A 20821-nucleotide genomic window follows, 5' to 3' on the forward strand; every position below is an offset into this window, starting at 1 on the left:
CCGAGACGCGGTCCCGTTCCCTGCACCACAGTCTCAGTTCCGCTCGTCTTCCTCGTTCTGGTCGACGAGGAGCGTGTCCGTGACGAGGTTCTTGGTCGCCCGTCGGAACCGCTCGGAGAGGGCTTGGTGGGAGATATCGAGTTCGTCGGCGAGCTCCTGGGCGTTTATCTCGCGCGGGATGTCGTAGTAGCCCCGCTCGACGCCCGCGGTGAGGGCTTCGTACTGGCCCTCGGAGAGGTCGTGTCGAGCTTCTTCGAGTTCGTCGACCCCGTAGATACGGGTCACGTTCAGGCTGCATCCGCTTTCGCGGGCGTACTCGTTGGTCGCCGACAGCCCGTCCCGTTCGGGAAAGAAGACGCGGAGGTGCCACTCGCCGTCGCTCGCGGTGGCCTCCTGGACGGTCGCCCCCAGTTCGGCGACCATGTAGCCGATGATCTGGGCCCGTTCGGTCCACACCATCCGGTAGAATCGCTCGCCCTCGACGTCGGCGAGCAGTTCGACCTCCGCGACGCTCGCGTCGTCCTCGAGTATCCCGGTCAACCCCTCGAACTCCCCGTACGTCGCCCGTACGAACGGCACCACCCGGCTGGTCTCGTGGGCCACCACGCGGTCGACCTCGAACACCATGTCCGGGCGGCGTTCGAGCGTGTCGTGGAGCGCGAACTCCGTCACCGGGATGCTGAACTCCGCTATCGTCGACACAACCGTTCGTCAGGACGCTTGCACATGAAGGTTTTGTCCGATGAGCGATGCCCTGTTCACGCGTCGAAGAGGGTGACGTTCGGATATCCGGTGAACATCGCTCGATACGACCCGGGAAACACGGCTCGGTATGGAACCCCTACCACACGACCGGTGCCAGTACGCTCTTGCCCGTGCCGATGGTCTCACCGGGGGAACAGCGATGACCGTCGCAAACCAGACCCTCGATGAGTTCCTCGCGAGCGTCGCGGCACCCACCGTAACGCCGAGCGGCGGTGCAGTCGCGGCCGTCGGTGGTGCGTTCGGCACCGCGCTCTGTGAGATGGCCTGCATCCACACCCTCGGGAAGGAGAGCTACGCCGATGTCCACACCGAGTTCGGGGCCCGTCGCGACGCGCTCGAAGGACATCGAACCCGGCTGCTGGAGCTCGCCGACGAGGACGTGGTCGCGGTCGAGGAGCTACAGTCGGCTTTCGAGTCGTCGGACGACGGCGGTCGCGCCGAGTCGGTTCAGGAGCGGGTACGTCACGCCGTCGACGTCCCCGTCGCGGTCGCCGAGTGCTGTCTCGACGTCCTCGAACACGCGACGGCAGCGACAGCGAGGGGCAACACGAACGCCCTCGCCGATACCGGAACCGGGGCGTTGCTCACCCGTTCGGCCCTCCGGTCGTCGGTCCTCACGGCGCGGACGAACCTGGAGCTACTGGAGGACGCGACGGCGGTTTCGGAGACGAACGGTCGGTTGGAGACCATCGGCGACGAGAGCGACGACGCGCTCTCGCGAATAACGTCGAACCTCGAACGAAGGGGATGATCCGGTCTCGGAGGGTCCCGCGTGGGCCACGCTTCTCGCGTGAAGACGACCCTCGCGCGAACACGACCATGATCATCGATGGAAGGGGAGGGACGTCGCAAGCCACAGTCCTTTCCGGGAGGGTCACCGAGAGCCGGTCCACCAAATGAGCGAGGACACGTCCGCACCTTCGAACGGGTCGTCGAGTCCCGACGCGGAACACTCGATCGGTGAAACGGCGCAACAACAGCTCACGCAGGCCGCTGCCTACGTCGACGTCGATCCGGACATCATCGAACAGCTCCACCACCCCAGCAAGATACAGGAGGTCACCATCCCGGTCAGGCGGGACGACGGGAGCGTCGACGTCTTCACCGGCTATCGGGCACAGCACGACAGCGTCCGCGGGCCCTACAAGGGCGGGCTGCGCTACAGCCCGGAGGTCGACCGGGACGAGTGCGTCGGTCTGGCGATGTTGATGACGTGGAAGTGTGCGGTGATGGACCTCCCGTTCGGCGGCGCGAAGGGCGGTGTGCGGGTGAACCCGAAGGAGCTGAGCAAGATCGAGACCGAGCGGCTCACGCGCCGATTGACCCACGAGTTCAGTTCGTTCATCGGTCCGACGAAGGACATCCCCGCCCCGGATATCGGGACCGACTCCCGGGTCATGGGCTGGATCATGGACGCGTACAGCATGCGAAACGGCGAGACGACGTCCGGGGTCGTGACCGGGAAGCGTCCGGCCATCGGCGGCAGTTACGGGCGCTCCGAGGCACCGGGTCGGAGCGTCGCGATCGTCACCCGGGAGGCCTGTGGACACTACGACCGGCCACTCGACGAAACGACAGTCGCAGTCCAGGGGTTCGGGAGCGTCGGGGCGACCGCAGCGCGGATACTGGACAGCTGGGGAGCGACGGTCACGGCGGTCAGCGACGTCGACGGAGCGATCCGCGACCCGACGGGACTCGACATCGCGGACATCGACGGCGAGGGGCCGCTGACCGATGCCGCAACCGATGAAAGCATCGAGACGATCTCGAACGAGACGCTGCTCGAACTCGACGTCGACGTTCTCATCCCGGCCGCGATCGGGAACGTGGTCACGGACGAGAACGTCGACGACGTCGAGGCCGACCTCATCGTCGAGGGCGCGAACGGGCCGACGACGCCCGCAGCCGACGAAACCCTCGAAGACCGCGGCGTCCCGGTCATCCCGGACATCCTCGCGAACGCCGGCGGCGTGACGGTGAGCTACTTCGAGTGGCTCCAGGACATCAACCGACGAGCCTGGTCGAAGGAGCGGGTGAACGAGGAGCTCGAGGACGAAATGCTGACGGCCTGGGAGGGCGTTCGGGACGAGTTCGAGGAGCGCTCCGTCTCGTGGCGCGATGCCGCGTACATCGTCGCGCTCTCACGGATCGCCGAGGCCTACGACGAACGCGGACTCTGGCCGTAGCACCGTTCAGGCGGTCCTCGGCCATCCCGTGCGGAACGGCGTCTCGCCGTTTCGAACCGTTCGGGGGACGAGACACGACGGAGATGAGTTTATGAGGGAGCGGTGCTATCTCGTAGCAAATGGATACGTGCCCGATGTGCGACGGGGCCCTCGCCTCGGAACGGCCACGGCATCGAGTGATACTCGAAGTGGAGGACAGGACCCGTTCGGTGAGCCAGATCACGACCGACGAAACCCCCATCAGACGGTTGTGCGTCAACCGACGGGTCTGTATCGAGTGTTGGACGAGCATCGAGGAACGTCTCTCGTAGGATCGTCGGGAAAGCTCGGGGCCAGTTCGATCAGTTCACACGCTCCGCCAGTCCGCAAGTCGGGCGGCGAATGTCCTTTCAGAGACCGACCCGAGACCGGAGGTCGTCCGCCCAAACCGGTCTCGGCTGGGACGGTTCCAGTGTCGACGGCGTGTACCGATGGCGCTTTCTGAGATCGACCGCCGCCAGCTCACCGCCGTCCCTCCCCTCGAAGCGTCACTCGGACCTCGTTCAACGGTTCGGCGGTCGATTCGGCGCGTCCGTTCCCTCTTTGTCAGACACACCCCGGACCAGGGGCGCACACCAACTCGTCACGCCAGTGCGTTCCACGAGAGCACGACCGTGTAAAATCGTGTATATCGATTGGATTTTCTCGACTTACGAATAACTGATCGAGTTATGTAATTTAAATAACTAGACATCCGCCTTACTGCTGAAGGGCGACGAGTAAGAGTTGGAGATGGCATCGAAACAACTGAGCGAATACGAAATACACGATGTACTCCGGAACGAACGGCGTACTCGGCTGCTAGAACGCCTCCAGGAAGCGCATGACACCGTCACGCTCCGGGAGTTGTCCGAACACATCGCGGCGCTCGAAACCGGGGAGACGCCGCCACCACGTCGGGTGCGCGAGAGCGTCTACAACTCCTGTCACCAGTCACACCTCCCGAAGCTCCACCGGATGGGCGTCGTCGAGTACGAGCCCAACCGGAAACTCGTCAGACTGGGTGAGACGTGGCTCCAGGTGAGCCCGTACATGAACCCCAGCACCGAGAGCGCCATCGTGTGGCCGGTCTACAGCTTGCTGGTCGGGTCGGTCGGGATGGTGGTCATCGCCCTCTCTAGCCTCGGTGTAGCGTTCTTCGACGCGGTCCCGATTCTGGGCTGGGTCGGCCTCATCCTCGCCGTCAGTATCGCGTCCGCGCTCTATCGAGGAGCCACCTCGAACCGAGAGGATCCGGTCGGGTCGTGGTTCAAGGGCCGAGGGGACCTCTAACCACGACGACGAGTCGTCGACGCTCTTCTGTGAAATCGCAACCTCCGGGATCGAGGTCGGAGAAGCGAGTGAGACGAACGCCGTGATTCCGAGAACGGATATCGGAACTCGCGTCGGCGGTGCTCCGACGGGGACCGCGACCGAGTCGATGACGGCGTTCACCCAAACCGAATCCGGTGTCGTCCCCGTGAGGCAGTCGCCCGGTAATCGGGTTTTTACGCCCGGAGACCGCACCAGCGGGTATGACCGACCCCACAACCCTCGACGTGACCCTCGTGGACGGCTACGTCGACGAGCCCGCCCACTTCGGGGTCCCGCCGTACGTCTCGACCTACCCGCGGTTCACCGCCGGCGCGCTGGTGGATGCCGGCGTTCCCGAAGAGCGGATCACCTACCACACCATCGACGAGCTCCGCGACGAGAAGGCCAACTGGCGCGACGTGGCCGGGGCCGACCTCACGATCTACCTCGGCGGGATGACGGTCCCCGGGAAGTACGTCGGTGGAACGCCTGCCGAACCCGACGAAGTGAAGGAGGTTGCGTGGGTCGCGGAGGGAACCACGCTGCTCGGCGGCCCCGTCAGGTTCGGTGTCGGCGAGGAGAACGCGGGCGGGCAGGAGATGAAGCGCAAGGACCTCGACTTCGAGTTCGTGGCGAAGGGCGACGTCGAGGCGGCGGCCCACGACCTCGTCGAGAGTGGTTTGGAGGGGTTCGGGAATCGGATGCGCGACGTCGAGGAGGTCACGCGGTGGGCCCGCGAGGGCGCGTTCGTGGTCGAGAGCCACCCAAACCACCCGGACTACCTGATCTGTGAGATCGAGACCTCGCGCGGCTGTGCCTACCGGTGTTCGTTCTGTACCGAACCGCTCTACGGCAACCCGTCCTTCCGGCCCCCGGAGTCCATCGTCAGGGAGGTCGAAGCGCTCTACGAGGCGGGGGTGCGCCACTTCCGGCTCGGCCGCCAGGCCGACCTGCTGGCCTACGGCGGCGACGGCGAGGCCCCGAACCCCGAGGCGCTCCGCGACCTCTACGGCGGCATCCGCGAGGTGGCTCCCGACCTCGGTACCCTCCACCTCGACAACATCAACCCGATCACCATCGTCCGCTGGCCCGAGGAATCGAGGGAGGGCCTCGAGATCATCGCCGAGCACAACACCCCCGGTGACACGGCGGCGTTCGGGCTCGAAAGCGCCGATCCCGTGGTGCAAGAACAGAACGATTTGAACGTGACCGCCGACGAGTGTTTCCGGGCGGTGGAGATCGTCAACGAGGCCGCGGGCTGGCGACCCAGCGAGGATCGATTGCCGAAGCTCCTCCCCGGGATCAACCTGCTTCACGGTCTCGCGGGCGAGCGCGAGGAGACCTACGAACTGAACAAGCAGTTCCTCCACCGGGTCTACGACGCCGGACTCTCGCTCCGACGGGTCAACATCCGGCAGGTGATGGCCTTCGCGGGCACGAAGATGAACGAAACTGGGACCGCGATCGCCGACGACCACAAGAAGCTCTTCAAGCGCTACAAACGCGAGGTCCGCGAGGAGATCGACAACCCGATGCTCGGGCGCGTCGCCCCCGTCGGCACCCTGCTTCCGGACGTCCACCTCGAATACCATCAGGACGGCACGACCTTCGGTCGACAGCTCGGCACCTACCCGTTGCTCGTGGGGATCCCGGGCGAGCACCCGCTCGGCGAGACGGTAGACATCGCGGTCACGGACCACGGTTACCGATCGGTGTCGGGCGTTCCCGCCCCGCTCGACCTCAACGCGGCCTCGATGGACGAGCTCGCGGCGCTGCCCGGGCTCGGAAAACAGCGCGCGGGCACGCTGGTGGTGAACCGACCCTACGGTTCGCCCGACGAGGCGAGCGACACGCTCGGGGTCGACCTCCCGAGCTTCGCGACCGCACGAACGCCCGAGGGCGCGGACTGACCCCGACCCAGAAGGGCTTTGTCGGTGGCTTTCCCAGACCGCACAATGAATCAGGAGGTCGCCGTGAGCGTCGTCCTTCCGGCCTACAACGAGGAGGCCACGCTCGCGGGGACCGTCGGGACCACGCTCTCGACCCTCGACTCGTTTCTCCCCCACGGATCCTTCGAGGTCCTGATCGCCGAGGACGGCTGCGACGACGCTACCCCCGAGATCGCGACCCGCCTCGCGAACGAGGACGATCGGGTCCGCCACGTTCACAGCGACGAGCGGCTCGGCCGCGGCGGGGCGCTCGTTCGAGCCTTCACGGCCGCCGAGGGTGAGACCCTCGCGTATCTCGACACCGACCTCGCGACGGACATGACCCACCTCGAAACGCTGGTCGAGAGCGTGCGCTCGGGCGAGTACGACGTCGCCACGGGCTCCCGGCTCCTCGGGACGAGCGACGCCGACCGGCCCGCGAGCCGCGACGTCCCGAGCAAAGTCTTCAACCGCCTCGTCAGGCTGTTCCTGCGTTCGTCGGTTCGCGACCATCAGTGCGGGTTCAAGGCGTTCTCCCGCGAGGTGTTCGAGGACGTCGTCCCCGACATCGACGACGACCACTGGTTCTGGGACACCGAACTCCTCGTTCGCGCCCAGCGCGCCGGCTACCGGGTCAACGAGTTTCCCGTCGCCTGGACGCCAAAGGGCGACACGAAGGTCGACTTCGTCCGCGACGTGCTCGGGATGGGCAGCGGGATCCTCCGGACGTGGTGGCAGGTCATCGTCGCGCCGCGGATCACCCAGCGGGTCACGCTCGCCGCCGGTACCCTCCTGACGGTTCTCGCGGTCGTCCTGATGACCCAGTACCTCGAAGTGTCGAGCGTGCTCGACGCCATCGAGGGGGCCGACCTCGCCCTGGTGGCCGTCTCGGCGCTGGTCTACGCCCTCTCGTGGCCGGTCCGTGGCGTGCGCTATCGTGACATCCTTGCCGAACTCGGGTTCGAGGAGGGAATCGGCTTCCTCACGGGTGCGGTGTTCGTCTCCCAGACGGGGAACCTCGTCTTCCCGGCGCGGGCGGGCGATGCGGTCCGCGCCTACGTCGTGAAGACCCGTCGACGGGTGCCCTACCCAGCCGGCTTCGCCTCGCTCGCGGTCGAGCGTGTCTTCGACCTCCTCACTATCACCCTGCTCGCGGGCGTGGTCTTCCTCGGGCTCGCCGCGACCGGCGCGACCAGCCTCACCGGGCTCGCCGCGACCGTCGCGGGCGGCCACCAGAGCGGCCAGCTCGCCGTGACGGTCGCGGGGGGGATCGGTATCGCCGCCATCGCCGCCGTGGGGCTCATCGTCGCCAGCGCGAGTTCGGACTCGAACCTCGTCCGCCGCGGTGTGCGGGCTATCAGCACGGACGCCTACGCCGACACGGTCGCCGGTGTCATCGAGCGCTTCGTCGGCGATATCCAGGCCGTCGCCAGCGACCGCGGCGCGTTCGTTCGCGTCGGCGCGTCGAGCCTCCTCATCTGGACGCTCGATGTCGTGACCGCGCTCGTCGTCTTCGCTGCGTTCGACGTCTCGGCGGCCCCATCGACCCTCCTCGCGGTCGGCTTCTTCGCGGTGAGCGTCGGCAACCTCGCGAAGGTCCTCCCGCTCTCGCCCGGCGGCATCGGTCTCTACGAGGGCGCGTTCGCGCTCCTCGTCACGGGCCTCTCGCCGGTCGGCTTCTCGGTCGCGCTCGCGGTCGCCATCGTCGACCACGCCGTGAAGAACGTCGTCACCGTCATCGGCGGTCTCGTCTCGATGGCGGTCCTCAACGTCTCGCTCACCACCGCCGTCGAGGAGGGGCAAGAGGTCGAGGCCGCGCCCACAGAATAAGCCCCCACCTTTTGCTGCGGTCGCTCGTTCGCCTTCGGCTCACTCGCTCCCTGGCAAAATGTGGATCAAAAGCCGTCGTCACCTCCTCCGGAGGTTCCTCGGCCCGCTCGCTCGGCTCCGCCTCGCCCGCGATACAATCACTAACGATCCGCACCCGCAGACCGCTTTCGTACCGCCTACCGCAACCGCACAGCACCGCACCGCCGAAGCCCTCGCGCTCACTCCGTTCGCGCTCGCCCTTCATCCACCAGGAACAGCACCGCGACCACACGGCTGCCCGCCACCGCGGGCCGCAGCCGCCCCGCGGCCGCACCGCCGCTCGCCGCTGCGGAAATCGTTTTCACCCGGCGCATCGGAAACGGGGTATGGAGAACGCGAACGCGACGACGCGCGAGCGGATCGCCGACTACCTTCGCGGGCGGACCGCGGCCGCGGGCACCATCGCCAACGAGTTCGACATCCCGACGAACGACGCGCTCTCACACGTCGAACACATCGCCCAGTCGCTCGACGGCACCGACGAACAGCTCCTCGCCGCCCCGCCCGAGTGTCGCGACTGTGGCTTCGCGGGCTTTGACGACCGCGCGAACCGTCCCTCACGGTGTCCGGAGTGCCGAAGCGAATCGATCGAGGAACCGCTGTTCAGGGTCGAGTAACCGACTCACTCCGACGCCAGCGGGTCGATGCGCCGGGCCGCCGACCGCCGCTCGTCGTAGACCGCGGTCGCCCACTCGAAGAGCGCGTCGTCGGTACCGTCGAGACACTCACGGAGCACCCCACGGTCGTCGTAGGCACCGACAAGCACGCGGTCGTCGAGGATCGTGAGCCCGAACTCCAGCGTGCCGGGATACTGGAACAGCTCGATGTTCTCGAACGCGTGGGCGTCGTCGAGCGCGTCGGAGAAGGACGCCTTCGAGGTGGAGAACACCGAATCGTCGATGACGAGCTCCATCGGGACGCCGGCGCTCACGAGCTCGAAGGCGGCCTCGTTGATGACGGTGCTCACGACCGGCGAGATCCCCCGAAAGCGCTCGGCCTCGGTCGTGTCCGTGAACACGTCGGCGAGGTGGGTGAGCGCCGCGTGGGGGTTCTCGGGACAGCCGGCTATCAGCGTGGCGTCGTCGAGCGCGGCGAGCGGGAGCGCCCCGGCGTCGCCGCCCAGCCGGTTCAGGAACGACCCCCACTCGCCGACGCGCTCGACCGCGCTCTCGAGCCCCTCGTAGCGTTCGAGGATCAGCCGTCCGCCCGGCGTGAGACGAAACCTCCCGTTGTCGCGGACGACCCACTCGCGGTCCGTGAGCCCATCGAGCGTGCGGTGGACCGTCGAGCGCGAGAGGTCACCCTCGCGAACGAGATCGGACTGGCGATGCGGCCGGTCACGGAGCGCTTCGAGGATTCGCACCCGGTTTTCCGACCCCGCAAGAAACGAAATATCTTCGCGCGTGGTCATTGATAATTCCTCAATTCGCACGCGTGAATATCTTGTGGGCTCCGGCTCCCCGAAAGGATCTACTCGTCCCGAAACGCCGCGACCGCGGCGCGGTAGCCTTCGCGGTAGGTCGGGAACGCGAACTCGTAGCCGAGTTCCCGAAGCTTGTCGTTCGAACACCGTTTCGAGGTCCTCACCCGCCGCCGAGCGGCCTCGGAGAGGTCGTCGTCCGCGAGTCGCGCTTCGGTCGTCCGCTTCTCGGGCCGTTCGACCCCACACTCGTCGGCGAGCCAGTCGGCGAACGCCCACCGGTCGGCGGGTTCGTCGTCGGCCACGAGCACCGTCTCCCCACGGGCGGCGTCGGCGGCGAGCAGGAATCGCACCGCACCGGCGGCGTCGTCGCGGTGGACCATGTTGAGATACCCTTCCGTCACCGGTCCGTCGAGATAGCGTTCGAGCCGGTAGCGCTCCGGACCGTAGAGCCCCGCGAACCGGGCGACGGTCCCATCGATCCCGTGCGATCCTGCCTCCTCGATGGCCACCCGTTCGGCCTCCGCCAGCACCTCCGTCTTCTCCGTGGTGGGTTCGATCGGCGTCTCCTCGTCGACCCACTCCCCGCCGTGGTCGCCGTAGACACCCGTCGAGGAGGTGTAGACCAGCCGATCGGGAGGGTCCTCGCGCGTCCCGAACGCCTCGATCGCGGTGCGAAGTCCCTCGACGTAGACCTCGCGTGCCGCCGCAGCATCCCGACCGCCCGAACTCGCCGCGAACACCACCGTGTCGACGTCGGGAACGTCTTCGAGATCGTCCCGGCTGGTGATGTCAGCCTGGACTGCCTCGAACCCCGCGCGTTCGATCAGCTCGCACCCGTCGGCGGACCGACGCACCCCGACGACCTCGTGGTCGGGCGCGAGCCGTCGCCCGAGTTCGAGTCCCACGTAGCCACAGCCGAGGATCGCGACCCGGCTCATGGTTTCCGCTCCTCGATGTAGCCGTGGATCATCGCGAGCTCGTCGAGGGTCATCGGGAGTCGCCCCTCGATCTTCTGTTGGATCTCGCGGGCGTCGAACGAGCCATTTATTCCGGATTCCACAGCCTCGACGTCGAGCACCGCGGTGGTCATCCCGAGGAGCAGCGCGTCGCGGGTCTCCGTGACGATGGCCTCGGCGTCGGGTTCGTCCTCGCTCGTGGCGAGCACCGCCGCGGCCTCGTCGAGCGTGAGCTCGGGCGAGTCGCCCGCCGCGAGCGCGCGAACCGTTGCCGCCTCGACGCCCGACTCGTCGGCGACGGTCTCGACCCCGTGCTCGTCGATCACCGCCCGCAGGCGCTCGTCGTAGCGCGCCCGGAGCTCCGCCGAGTCCAGTTCGCCGGCGTCGTCGATATCGTGGAGCATGGGACGGCTACCGCCCGCCGACGTAAGTGGGTTGAGTTCGGTCGTCGTGTCGAATCCCCGCCGACCGCTCGCGAGCCGACGAACCCCCTCGATGAGTCCGGTCTCGGCGGCGAGGTCGGCGACGCGGCCCCGGCGGCCGACCGCTACGCGAGCCGCTCCCCGGGGATCGCGGCGCGCTCGTCTCGCCAGACCCGCGTCGTGGTCCTCGACCAGTGCCGCGAAGCGGTCGGCCGCAACGAGGAGGCCGACGACCCCATCGGGATGGACGACCGTGCCGGCCTCGACCCGAACGCGGATCGAGGTGACGCGGGGCGTGACCGCGCCGACGATGCGTGTCCGACACGTCGGGTTCGTCAGCCGACCGCCGGCCGGGCAGTCGGTCGCGTCGACGACGAGCCGATGGTGGTCGACCCACGTCTTACAGCCGCATCGGTCGGGGCCCGTCGGGGTCGTCGTGCCCACCACGACCGCGGGTGGTCGCGTTCTCGCATATCAACCTTCGGCCACCGTTTGGCACTCGTTCGACGGGGCCGGTCACATGAAGCTGCCGAGGCCGGTCTGGGTCTGCCCGGACCTGACCTCCTCCCAGGAGATCCCGAGCGCTTCGAGCACGCGCGCGATCGGCCCTTTGAGGGTCTTGTCGAGCATCTTGTCCTGGTCGATGGCGAACTCCGCGGGGATCTGGTCGGCGAACTCGAAACAGATCACGCCCTTGCCGTTGCTGACGTCGCGTTTGAACTCGCGGTAGCGGTCGTCCTCACCGATGTCGGGCCGCTCGGACTCGATCCGCTGGAAGAAGCGGTCGTCGACCCGGTCGAGGTAGAGCCGCTTGGGTTTGCTGCCGCGCTGGAAGTTCGTCCCCAGAAGGAGGTTCGCGTACTTCGCGCCCCGGACCTGGGCGGTGTCGGTGTCGTAGTCGTCGAGGCGTTTGCCGATCCCGCCGGGGATCCCGATCGCCTCGACGTCGACCTCGTCGGCCTCGAACTGCTCGATGACGTCCCGGACGTAGTTCTTGACCTCGTTCAGGTCCTCCCCATGGACGATTTGGTCGATCACCTCGTGCTGGACGCGCTTGGTGATCGGCGCGATGTCCGAACGTTTGTACTCGAAGCCAGTGATATCGACGTCGTCGACGTCCTTTCCCTCCTTCCAGATGATGTGCCCGGCGTAGCGTTTCTTCTTGCCGGCCTGGAAGAACCGTCGGTAGAGCTTCTCGAACTCGATCTGGAAGCGGTGGTTCTCGGCGTTCAGGGTCTCCCTCGCGAACGCGTCGTAGGCCTCGTTGATGTGGTCCTCGATGGTGAACGCCTGCTCGATGGCCTCCTCCTTCGAGACCTCGTTCCCGAGTTCGAGCATCACCGAGTCGGTGTCGCCGTAGGCCACCTGGTAGTCGAGTTCGTTGGCGGCCTGCTCGGTGAAGCTGATGACCTCCCGGTTCGTGGAGGTCACGCCCGCGCTCATCGCGCGGTCGTAGAGTCGGAAGCGGTCCCAGCCAAAGACCCCGTACAGACTGTTCATGATGACCTTCACGGCCTGCTGCTGGCGGTCGAGGCGACCGTACTCACCGGTTCCAGGGGTGTGTTCGTCGCGACGCTGTTTCTTCTCCTCGCGTTCGGTGAGGAGCTCGTCGACCATCTCGCGGATCATCCCGTCGGGCTCCTTCCGGAAGTGAATACCAGTGGGAGTCCGGTAGGTCTCGCCGTCGTAGGTCTCGGGGTCGACCTGTGTCTCGGGCGAGGCGTTGATCGTCACCATCGACATCGGGTAGAGGGACTTGAGGTCGAGCACCGAGACCATCTCCTTGACCCCGGTGATCGGGTCGAACACCGCACCGCCCTCGAAGTCCTCCGTCTGCTGTTGGCCCTTCGAGGGGAGCGCGAACCTCCCGTGTGCCTCGTGGAGGACGTACATGTCGACCGCGTCGCCCGGTGTGGTCGCGTCCTCGAGTTTGCAGCCGACGAACGAGGCCACCTCCTTCCAGAACGGGATGACCCCTTGCTGGCGGTCGATCTCGACACAGATCTCGACGTCGCGAAGGTTGTATTCGAGCAGCCGTTCGGGGTTCTCCTCCCAGAGATCCCCAATGGAGCCCGCGTAGCGCTCCTTGCCGACGCCGAGTTCGACCTCGCCCACCGCGTCCAATCGATACGAATCGAGCTCGGAGAACTGCGTCCGTTGATAGGCGTAGAGCAGGTCGAAGACGACGCGACCCTTGATGTTGGGGCCCTGCCAGTCGCTTCGCCAGACTTCGTTCACGCGGGAGAGCCGGTCGGGGTCGAGGTCGTAGCCCTCACAGTCCGCACCGCCGAGCACCTCTAACCTGTCGATGAAGTACGGCGCGTCGAAGTCCGCGAAGTTCCAGCCCGTCAGAACGTCCGGGTTCTTGGTCTCGATGTAGCTGAGGAAGGCGTCGAGCATCTCCTCTTCCGTCTCGTAGTTCTTCACCGTCGCGTCGACCTCGTCCTCGATCCCGGCGTAGCCCGCGAGTTCGCCGGGGCCGTCCGCGCCCTCGGGGGCCTCGTAGAGCCAGGTGATGTACTCGTCGTCCGTCGAGTCGTGGCTCGACAGGCAGATGATGGTCTCCTCGCCCTCCTCGGGGAAGCCCGAGCGGTCGTCGACCTCGATATCGAAGGTGCAGACCCGCACGTCGGCCGTCATGGGGACGGCTTCGACCTCGTCGTGGGGGACCACGAGTGCGTCGTCGGAGCCACGGCGCTCGGGGACGCGAACGCCGCTCTTGACGTCCTTGTCGATCAGGAACCGGTTCGGGAACAGGATGTCGGCCTCGTAGTGGTCGTAGCGGTCCCGGAGCTGGCCCACGTCGCGCGGGGTCTGGCCGAAGATCTTGGTGAGGCGCTCGCCACGGATGCTCTCGTAGGGCTCGCCGTCTTCGTCTTCTTCCTCCGAACCCGTGAGGCGGTCGTCGAGGTCGCCAGAGAGCGAGTCGGTGGGGGCGTAGAAGTAGGGTCGGAACTCGTGGACGCGGACGTGTTCGACCTCGCCATCCGCCGTGCGTCCGAAGACGTGGATGATCGGGGTCTCACGGTCCCCCGACCCCTCGACGGTGTAATCGACCTGGGTGATGGCCAGTTCCACGGTTCCGGTCGCGTCGGGATACCGGCGCTCGGTGGGGTCGACGATCTCGGCATCGCTCCCGCCGTCGCCCGCGACCGTCCGCGCCGCCGCCTCCGCCGCCGACCGCTCGCCGCCCGACTCGGCGCTCCCGCCGAGCGTCGTCTGTGTCCCCGGAGTAGTCATACCACCCCCTTCGCCGCCGCCGCTAAAAATCCCCGCGGTCGGCCGCCCCGGGATCCAAACCGTCATTGCCCGGCGGGTGGTAGCTCGGCCGAAACCGTGTTCGACGGCCTGCTGGGTGGTTCGACGACCGACCCCGACGACGAGTCCGACGCCGAGACGTCAGTGATCCCCGGCGCTCCCTCGGTCGACGTTCCCGACACCTCGGACGTCGAAGTTCCACCCGAGGTCTCACACCTGTTCTGGAGCCTCGTGGTCTCGGTCGACATCGCCGTGCTCCTCGTCGCCCTCGGCGGGATGTTCATCTACTTCGAGGGCCGGTGGCAGCTCGGTGGGGTCGGGATCGCGCTCGGCCTCTTCACGCTCGGCTACGCCTACCTCAAGTACCGCGTTGCGGAACCGCTAACCGACCGGGCCGAGTAGTCGAGCCATGCACCCGACTTCCGACGGCGCGAACGAACGGGCACCGGATGACGGCTGTTCGGCGGACGGGTCGGGGTTCGCCGACGCCGCGAAAGCGGTCCCCGAACCGGTCAGACGCCTGATCCGGGGGACCCACAACGACCGCGGTCTCGGACTCCTCCTGACGATCGACGACCGGGGTGGGGTCCCAGTTCGGGAACTCCTCCGCGACGACCTCTGTGAGAGCGACCTCCACGGGCTGTGTGGCGAACTCCGTGCGGCGGGCCTGCTCGAACCCTACGAGGTGGCCGGCGAGCGCGGCTATCGGACCACCGAGACGGCCCACGAGGCGCTCGAACGGCTGCACGCGACGTGAACCGCTCCGCCGCGTCCGCCCGGCGACCACTTTCACTCCATGCTACGGTGTTTAATAGGCGACCGCCGGCTAGCTGTGTCAAATGAAGGTGAGACCATGACCACGATCCTCCACGTGAGCGACACTCACCTCGGAAAGCGCCAGTACGGGAGCGACCTTCGGCGGGCGGACTTCGCGAACGCGTTCGCTTCTCTGTGTAGGCTGCCCAAAGTTATTATTCGTGGAACCGGTGATTCCGATAGTATGCAGGCTCCCGCCGTTCGTCGTTCTCCTCGATGGTCGTCACTGTATCGCAACGCGTCGGCCGTCGCACCGAGGCGGTGAAATGCGGCTCGCACACCTCGCCGACGTCCATGCCGGACACCGACAGTACGGCCTCACGAAGCGCGCCGACGACATGATCGCGACGCTCCGTTCGACACTCGGCGATATCGACGACCGGGACGTGGACGCGATACTGCTGCCGGGTGACCTATTTCACTCGCGGGACCTGCGACCGAAGACCCTCGATCGGGTCGAGACGGCGCTCACCGAGCGCGTCCGCGACGAGATTCCCGTTCTCGTCTCGCGCGGGAACCACGACGAGAACCTCTCGCCCCGGGAGGTGACGTGGCTCAGCTACCTCCACCGCCGCGGCCACATCGTATTACTCGAAGCCGACCTCGACGGCGATCCCTCGGATCGGTTCTCTGCGTTCGATCCCGACGCCCCCGGCGAACATGCCGGCTTCATCGACCTCCCGACGGACGACGTCGACGGCCCGGTTCGCGTCTTCGGGTTGCAGTGGCGCGGTGCACGCGCGCCGGACGCGCTCGACGCCGTCGCCAGCGGCATCGAAGCGACGAACGAGGAACACGGCGACCCGGCGTACACCGTCTTGCTCGGGCACTTCGGCATGGAGGACGAGGTCCCGACGCTCGGCGGGACGATCACGCACGCCGACCTCCGCGAGGTCCGCGAGTTCGTGGACTACCTCGCGCTCGGTCACATCCACAAGCGCTACGACGCCGCCGACTGGGTCTACAATCCCGGCTCGCCGGAAGCCCACAACACCCGCGAAGGTCGTGAGGACTGGGAACACGGCTACTACACGATCGAGCTCACCTCCGAGTCCAGCACCGGGAGGGACGGCCCCGGAGTGCTCTCCCACGACGTCGCCCACCACCCGACGAAGCGACGGGCCTACGCCCGCATCGAGTTCGACGTCACACCGTACGACTCCCCAGGCGACCTCGAAGCGGCCTTTCGTGAGCACGTCGAGAGCCAGCGCGAGACCATCGAGACGCGCTGTACGAAGGGTATCCATTCTAAGGTCGATGGCAGCCCTCGCGCTCCGCTCGTCGACCTTCGGTTCACCGGGACGCTTCAGTTCTCACGATCCGACCTCCGGACGGGCGACCTCGCCGAGTGGACCGAGGAAGCATGTGAGGCGCTCTACGTCCAGACCACGGTCGGGGTTCGGACCGCGGACGTCCAGGCGTTGCTCGCGGAGCTCGACGACGAGGAAGTATTCGTCGACGGCCGGCTCAACACCGACGCGCTCGAACGCGAGGTCTTCGAGACCATTGCCGCCGAGTCCGAATACGGCGACCGTGCCGAAGGGGTCGCGGACGTACTCGAACGCGCCCACACCATGGCGCGGGACGAGGAGGACACCGAGGACGTCGTCGAGCTCCTCAGCGAGCGCCGCCGGGAGCTGTTCTCGGGGATGGCCGCGGACGTCACGCTCGACGTCCCCGAAGACCCGTTCGCGGAGCGCACGAGCGAGACGGACGAGAATTCCGACGCGACCGAAGGGAGTCGGACGGACGAGGGTCGTCCCGAGCCTCCGGCTGCGGGAGCCGGGACGGAGCGGGCGACCGGCGGCGACGCGATGGACTCCCGACTCGGCGAGTTCGCGAGTCCCGACGGGGGGAGTGACGCCGAATGAAGATCACGCAGGTCGCCCTGGAGGATATCAAATCCTACGGGGACCGCACGGAGGTGCCGATGTCCGGTGGCGTGACGGCGGTCCTCGGCGAGAATGGAGCGGGGAAGTCGACGGTCCAAGAGGCGATCGGCTACGCGCTGTTCGACTCGTTGCCGTTCGCCAACAAGGATTTCGTCCGAGAGGGAGCGTCCTCGGGATCGGTCGAGGTAACCTTCGAGCAGAACACTACCGACGGAACCGAAACCTACCGGGTGACGCGCTACGCCGGTCGGTCGAGCTACGGGGTGACCCGAAAGGTCGGCAACGAGTGGGTCGCCCAGGACATCGATTCGAAGAACGCGCTGGTCGAGTGGCTCTGCGCCCGGTTCGGGCTCGCCGACGGCGACGAGCTCTCGGACCTCTGGACGTCGTGTATCGGCGTCCCGCAGACGCGCTTCCTCGCGGACTTCGCCCAGACCGCACGCGGTCGCACGACGACCTTCGATGCGCTGCTCGATATCGACGCCTACGAGGAATCGTTCTCGGGCACGCTCAAGGACGTTCCCGACACCATCGAAGCCGAACGAACCGCGGTCCGTGAGGACGTCCGCGAACTCACCGGCGAGGTTCGGGCGCTTCCGGAGCGCCGCGAGACCGTCGCGGACCTCTCGGCGGAGATCGAATCGCTCGACGCGAAGATCGAGGAGGCCGAAACCGAGCTCGCGGCGGCCGAGGAACGCTACGACGAACTCGCGGCGGTCGAAGACCGGATCGACGACCTCGAAACCGACCTCCGGACGGCCGAGACGCGCATCGAGACCACCGAGGACAAACTCGAAACCGCCCGGCGGGAGCTCGGCCAGGCACAGGCAGCACACAAACAAGTCGAAGCCGCGCGCGAGGGCCACGAGCACCACCTCGACGCCGCCGACCGCGAGGAGACGCTCGAAGCACGCGGGGAAACACGCGACGACCTCCGCGAGCGAAAGCGCGAACGCGAGGGGGAGATCCGCCGACTCGACGACCGCATCGAGGGACTGGAAGCGGACGTCGAGACGCACGAAACGGCGTCGGCAACGATGGACGACCTCGCCAACGCGAAGGCGCGCCACGACGACGTCGAGAAACGCATCCGCGAGAACGAACGGGCCCAGGACACCATCGAGGACCTCGCGGGCGATATCGAGGCCCTCACCGACGATATCGAGGACGTCGTCGCGGACCTGATGGAGACCCACACGGTGATCCGGCGGATCGAGCGCGAGCGTGCGAACGCTCCCGATATCGAGGGGGTCGAATCGAAGCTCGGTGACGCGAAGGCCGAACACGCCGCGCTCGGGACCGAACGCGACCGGCTCCGCGAACGACTCGACCGGCTTGAGGACGCCGATGCCGATGCGACGTGTCCGACCTGCGGGCAGTCGCTGACGGCCGACCACCGCCGAGAGACGATCGCCGAGCGCGAGGAACGTCTCGACGAGATCGAGACCGAACGCACGGCGCTCGCAGCGCGTATCGAGGAGCTCCAGGGTCGACTCGACGCGGCGAACGAAGTCCAGCGGCGGGTCGATACGCTCTCGCTTCGGGAGGAGAAACGCGACGACCTCGCCGAGGAGCTAGGGGAACTGAAGGGCGAACGAGCGGCGGCGCGCGACGAGCGCGAGCGCCTCGACGACGATCTCGCCGACCTCGACGCCCTGCGCGAGACCCGCGACGACCTCGCGGCGGACCACACGGCGTACCTCCAGGCGAAGACGCGCGCCGAGGACACCGCCGACGCCGAGGCGGAGCTCGAAGCTACCCGCGAACAGATCGAGGACGAGCACGAAACGCTCGCCGGGATCGAGGACGAACTGCGCGAGTACGAGGGTCTCGACGACCGACTCGCGGAGGTTCGAGCGACGCTCGCGGAGACCGAAGACGACCACGAGACGTTCGTCACCCACCGCCAGCAGGCCGAGACGGTCGAGGACCGAAAGAACGCCGTCGAGGAACTCGAAGCCGACCTCGAAGCCATCGAGGCAACCCGCGAGGAGCACGAGGAGGCGTTGTCCGCGGCCCGCGAGGCGTTCGATGCGGACGAGTACGCCGCGCTCGATGTGCGGACCACCGAACTGACGAGCGACCTCGGCGGGTATCAAAGCCGGAAGAGCGCTCGCGAAGACGACCGAGCCGAAGCAGTCGCGGCGGTCGAGCGCCTCGAAGCCACGCTCGAAGAGCGGACGAAGCAGGTCGAGCGGCTGAAAGAACTCGCCGCCGACCACCGCTTCGCGGTGTGGGTCCGCCAGAACGTCCGAGCGGCTGGACCCAGGATGCGTGAGGTCATCACGAGCCGGATCGGCGAGCGCGCGAACCAGCTCTTTCGGGCAGTCCGCGGGCGGGCGACCGAGTCGCTCGAATGGACCAGCGACTACGAGATCGTGGTCACCGACGCCGACGTTCGGAAGTCGTTCGACACGCTCTCGGGCGGCGAAAAGATGGCCGCCGCACTCGCGGTTCGACTCGCGATCTTAGAACAGCTCTCGTCGATCGGTGTGGCCTTCCTCGACGAGCCGACCGCGAACCTCGACACACAGAAGAAGCGAAACCTCGTCGAACAGCTCGACGGACTCGACGCGTTCGACCAGCTCGTCGTCATCAGCCACGATACCGCCTTCGAGACCATGACGGAGTACGCGGTCACGGTGACCAAGGACCGACAGACGACCGCAGTGGAGGCCGAGTGATGCCGTTCGACAAAGCAAATGCCGCCGACGCACTTGATGCAAACGTCGAGATGATCCGTGAGTACCTCACGGACGATGACGATCTTCTTGAGCGATATCGGGAAGCCCTCGAATCACTCCCGAAACAATCAATGTATGAAATCCGGCAAGCTCTCCGAAACACGTCGTATCCGGGTGCATTGCCGACAAAAATGCACGACGAAACGGATTCGATCATCCACACCCATTTCGAAAGTGCATCGTGGGAAAGTCACGAGGCAGTCAACGAATGGGCACGTGAGGTGCTGCTCGATGTGCCGATGCTTGCCGTCGATGGTTCCGAAATCCCTCCGACTACCCAATTCAACCTCCCGGTCGCTTACGTTCAGGCGGCGTGGTGTGTGAACCATCATTCATCAGAAGGTCGGTTTGAACGCGGTTGGGACGACGATCTGCTTACGCCAAGTGACCTAACCAAGGAGAGCAACGGTGGCAACGGCCGACCCGTGGATAGTTCACTTGCCGGTCTCCGGCGCTACGAACTTGAGGGCAAACTAGTGGTGAAGCGAATGGAAGAACTGGCAGAGGCCCGCAACGCAGGAGAACTCACACGACCACCTGTCGTTCTATACGACGGGCCGCTTGTGGTGGCTTTCGTAACTGCGCTCGACGAGGTGAGCCGCCAGCGGTATATCGATACTATCTCTAAGATCATTGCAGCCAGTCGTTCATTGGAGATTCCTCTTGTCGGATATGTTGCGGGAACTGATGCAACGGATCTTACTACGATGATACAGAACTTCCCGAGCTCCGACCTCGACGATCACCCAGCGATCTCGGACGCCCGTGTGCTTGCAGAACTTACAGGTCGCTGGGGTGACCAGACGACACCGTTCGTTTGTCGGCGAAACTGGAGTGTGGACGACCTCTCTGTATCCGGTGAGAACAGTCAGTATCAGTTCACTGGCGAGATCCTGTTTTCGTACCTCAACGTCCCGCCCGGTTCGGGACTCGATCGGATCGAATTTCCCGACTGGCTCGTCAACGAGGACGGTCCCGAGGAGTACGACCGGATGTACGACTACGTCGTCGAGACGGTCCGGGCGGAGGCGGCAATCGGGCGCGGCTATCCCGAACTCCTCCAGCAGGCCGACAGCGATGCAGTACTCGACCAACGCGACCGAGACCAGTTTCTCCGACTGGTACAGAACTGGGCCGAGGAGAACGACATCCCGCTCGAATGGGATGCGAAGGCCCTGAGCAAGGAGCGCCGCCGGCGATGACCTGCCCGTGCGAGCCCGGCGGTTCGCG

General features: G+C 66.4%; 17 protein-coding genes. 11 read left to right on the forward strand and 6 right to left on the reverse strand.

The window, feature by feature from the left end; all coding sequences use genetic code 11:
• Positions 1-33 precede the first annotated feature (33 nt).
• On the reverse strand, positions 34-702 hold the full coding sequence (locus D3261_RS01680) for a bacterio-opsin activator domain-containing protein (RefSeq protein ID WP_120068053.1): 669 nt from the start codon (positions 700-702) through the stop codon (positions 34-36).
• A gap of 202 nt (positions 703-904) precedes the next feature.
• On the opposite strand from D3261_RS01680, the gene D3261_RS01685 reads away from it, so the two are divergent.
• From D3261_RS01685 to D3261_RS01710, 5 genes are all read left to right on the forward strand, one after another.
• The gene (locus D3261_RS01685) at positions 905-1516 is read left to right on the forward strand and encodes a cyclodeaminase/cyclohydrolase family protein (protein ID WP_120068056.1); all 612 of its coding nucleotides are present in this window, start codon (positions 905-907) and stop codon (positions 1514-1516) included.
• Between the two features lie 145 nt (positions 1517-1661).
• Entirely contained in the window at positions 1662-2951 is a 1290-nt protein-coding gene (gdhB, locus tag D3261_RS01690) for a glutamate dehydrogenase GdhB (RefSeq protein ID WP_120068058.1), read from the forward strand.
• Positions 2952-3722: 771 nt separating this feature from the next.
• Complete coding sequence (locus D3261_RS01700; protein ID WP_233553813.1) at positions 3723-4262, forward strand: hypothetical protein; 540 nt, start codon at positions 3723-3725, stop codon at positions 4260-4262.
• Between the two features lie 242 nt (positions 4263-4504).
• Positions 4505-6193: a radical SAM protein gene (locus D3261_RS01705; RefSeq protein ID WP_120068064.1), complete on the forward strand. Its 1689-nt coding sequence runs from the start codon at positions 4505-4507 to the stop codon at positions 6191-6193.
• A gap of 45 nt (positions 6194-6238) precedes the next feature.
• Entirely contained in the window at positions 6239-8041 is a 1803-nt protein-coding gene (locus tag D3261_RS01710; protein WP_120068066.1) for a flippase-like domain-containing protein, read from the forward strand.
• A gap of 218 nt (positions 8042-8259) precedes the next feature.
• Here D3261_RS01710 and D3261_RS20815 read toward each other — a convergent pair whose 3' ends face one another.
• Complete coding sequence (locus D3261_RS20815; protein ID WP_255409176.1) at positions 8260-8385, reverse strand: hypothetical protein; 126 nt, start codon at positions 8383-8385, stop codon at positions 8260-8262.
• A 21-nt stretch (positions 8386-8406) separates the two neighbouring features.
• Between D3261_RS20815 and D3261_RS01715 the strand changes: the two genes are divergently transcribed.
• Positions 8407-8697 carry a transcriptional regulator gene (locus D3261_RS01715; RefSeq protein WP_120068069.1) on the forward strand — a complete coding sequence of 97 codons (291 nt, stop codon included), beginning with the start codon at positions 8407-8409 and terminating at the stop codon, positions 8695-8697.
• Between the two features lie 5 nt (positions 8698-8702).
• Here the strand turns inward: D3261_RS01715 and D3261_RS01720 are convergent, their stop codons facing one another.
• From D3261_RS01720 to D3261_RS01735, 4 genes are all read right to left on the reverse strand, one after another.
• Positions 8703-9491 (reverse strand): winged helix-turn-helix domain-containing protein, encoded by a 789-nt coding sequence (locus D3261_RS01720; protein ID WP_120068071.1) that lies wholly within the window; start codon positions 9489-9491, stop codon positions 8703-8705.
• Positions 9492-9550: 59 nt separating this feature from the next.
• Positions 9551-10441, reverse strand: coding sequence for an SDR family oxidoreductase (locus tag D3261_RS01725; RefSeq protein ID WP_120068074.1), 891 nt, complete (start codon positions 10439-10441; stop codon positions 9551-9553).
• Positions 10438-11328 carry a DUF5791 family protein gene (locus tag D3261_RS20235; protein ID WP_233553814.1) on the reverse strand — a complete coding sequence of 297 codons (891 nt, stop codon included), beginning with the start codon at positions 11326-11328 and terminating at the stop codon, positions 10438-10440. The genes D3261_RS01725 and D3261_RS20235 overlap by 4 nt, the downstream gene beginning before the upstream one ends.
• Before the next feature lie 69 nt (positions 11329-11397).
• Positions 11398-14121 carry a DNA-directed DNA polymerase gene (locus D3261_RS01735; RefSeq protein WP_120068255.1) on the reverse strand — a complete coding sequence of 908 codons (2724 nt, stop codon included), beginning with the start codon at positions 14119-14121 and terminating at the stop codon, positions 11398-11400.
• A 96-nt stretch (positions 14122-14217) separates the two neighbouring features.
• On the opposite strand from D3261_RS01735, the gene D3261_RS01740 reads away from it, so the two are divergent.
• The 5 genes from D3261_RS01740 to D3261_RS01765 all read left to right on the forward strand — a co-directional run bounded on the left by D3261_RS01740 (position 14218) and on the right by D3261_RS01765 (position 20793).
• Entirely contained in the window at positions 14218-14541 is a 324-nt protein-coding gene (locus D3261_RS01740) for a hypothetical protein (protein WP_120068077.1), read from the forward strand.
• Between the two features lie 7 nt (positions 14542-14548).
• The gene (locus D3261_RS01745) at positions 14549-14896 is read left to right on the forward strand and encodes a hypothetical protein (RefSeq protein WP_120068079.1); all 348 of its coding nucleotides are present in this window, start codon (positions 14549-14551) and stop codon (positions 14894-14896) included.
• 325 nt (positions 14897-15221) lie between these two features.
• Positions 15222-16826, forward strand: coding sequence for a DNA repair exonuclease (locus tag D3261_RS01755; RefSeq protein WP_120068084.1), 1605 nt, complete (start codon positions 15222-15224; stop codon positions 16824-16826).
• Positions 16823-19531 carry an AAA family ATPase gene (locus D3261_RS01760; protein ID WP_120068086.1) on the forward strand — a complete coding sequence of 903 codons (2709 nt, stop codon included), beginning with the start codon at positions 16823-16825 and terminating at the stop codon, positions 19529-19531. The genes D3261_RS01755 and D3261_RS01760 overlap by 4 nt, the downstream gene beginning before the upstream one ends.
• A complete protein-coding gene (locus tag D3261_RS01765) occupies positions 19531-20793 on the forward strand; it encodes a DNA double-strand break repair nuclease NurA (RefSeq protein WP_120068089.1) in 1263 nt (420 codons plus the stop codon). Before D3261_RS01760 ends, D3261_RS01765 begins: the two co-directional genes overlap by 1 nt.
• Positions 20794-20821 lie beyond the last annotated feature (28 nt).

This window comes from Halococcus sp. IIIV-5B (assembly GCF_003602035.1).
GTDB classification, from domain to species: Archaea; Halobacteriota; Halobacteria; order Halobacteriales; family Halococcaceae; genus Halococcus; species Halococcus salsus.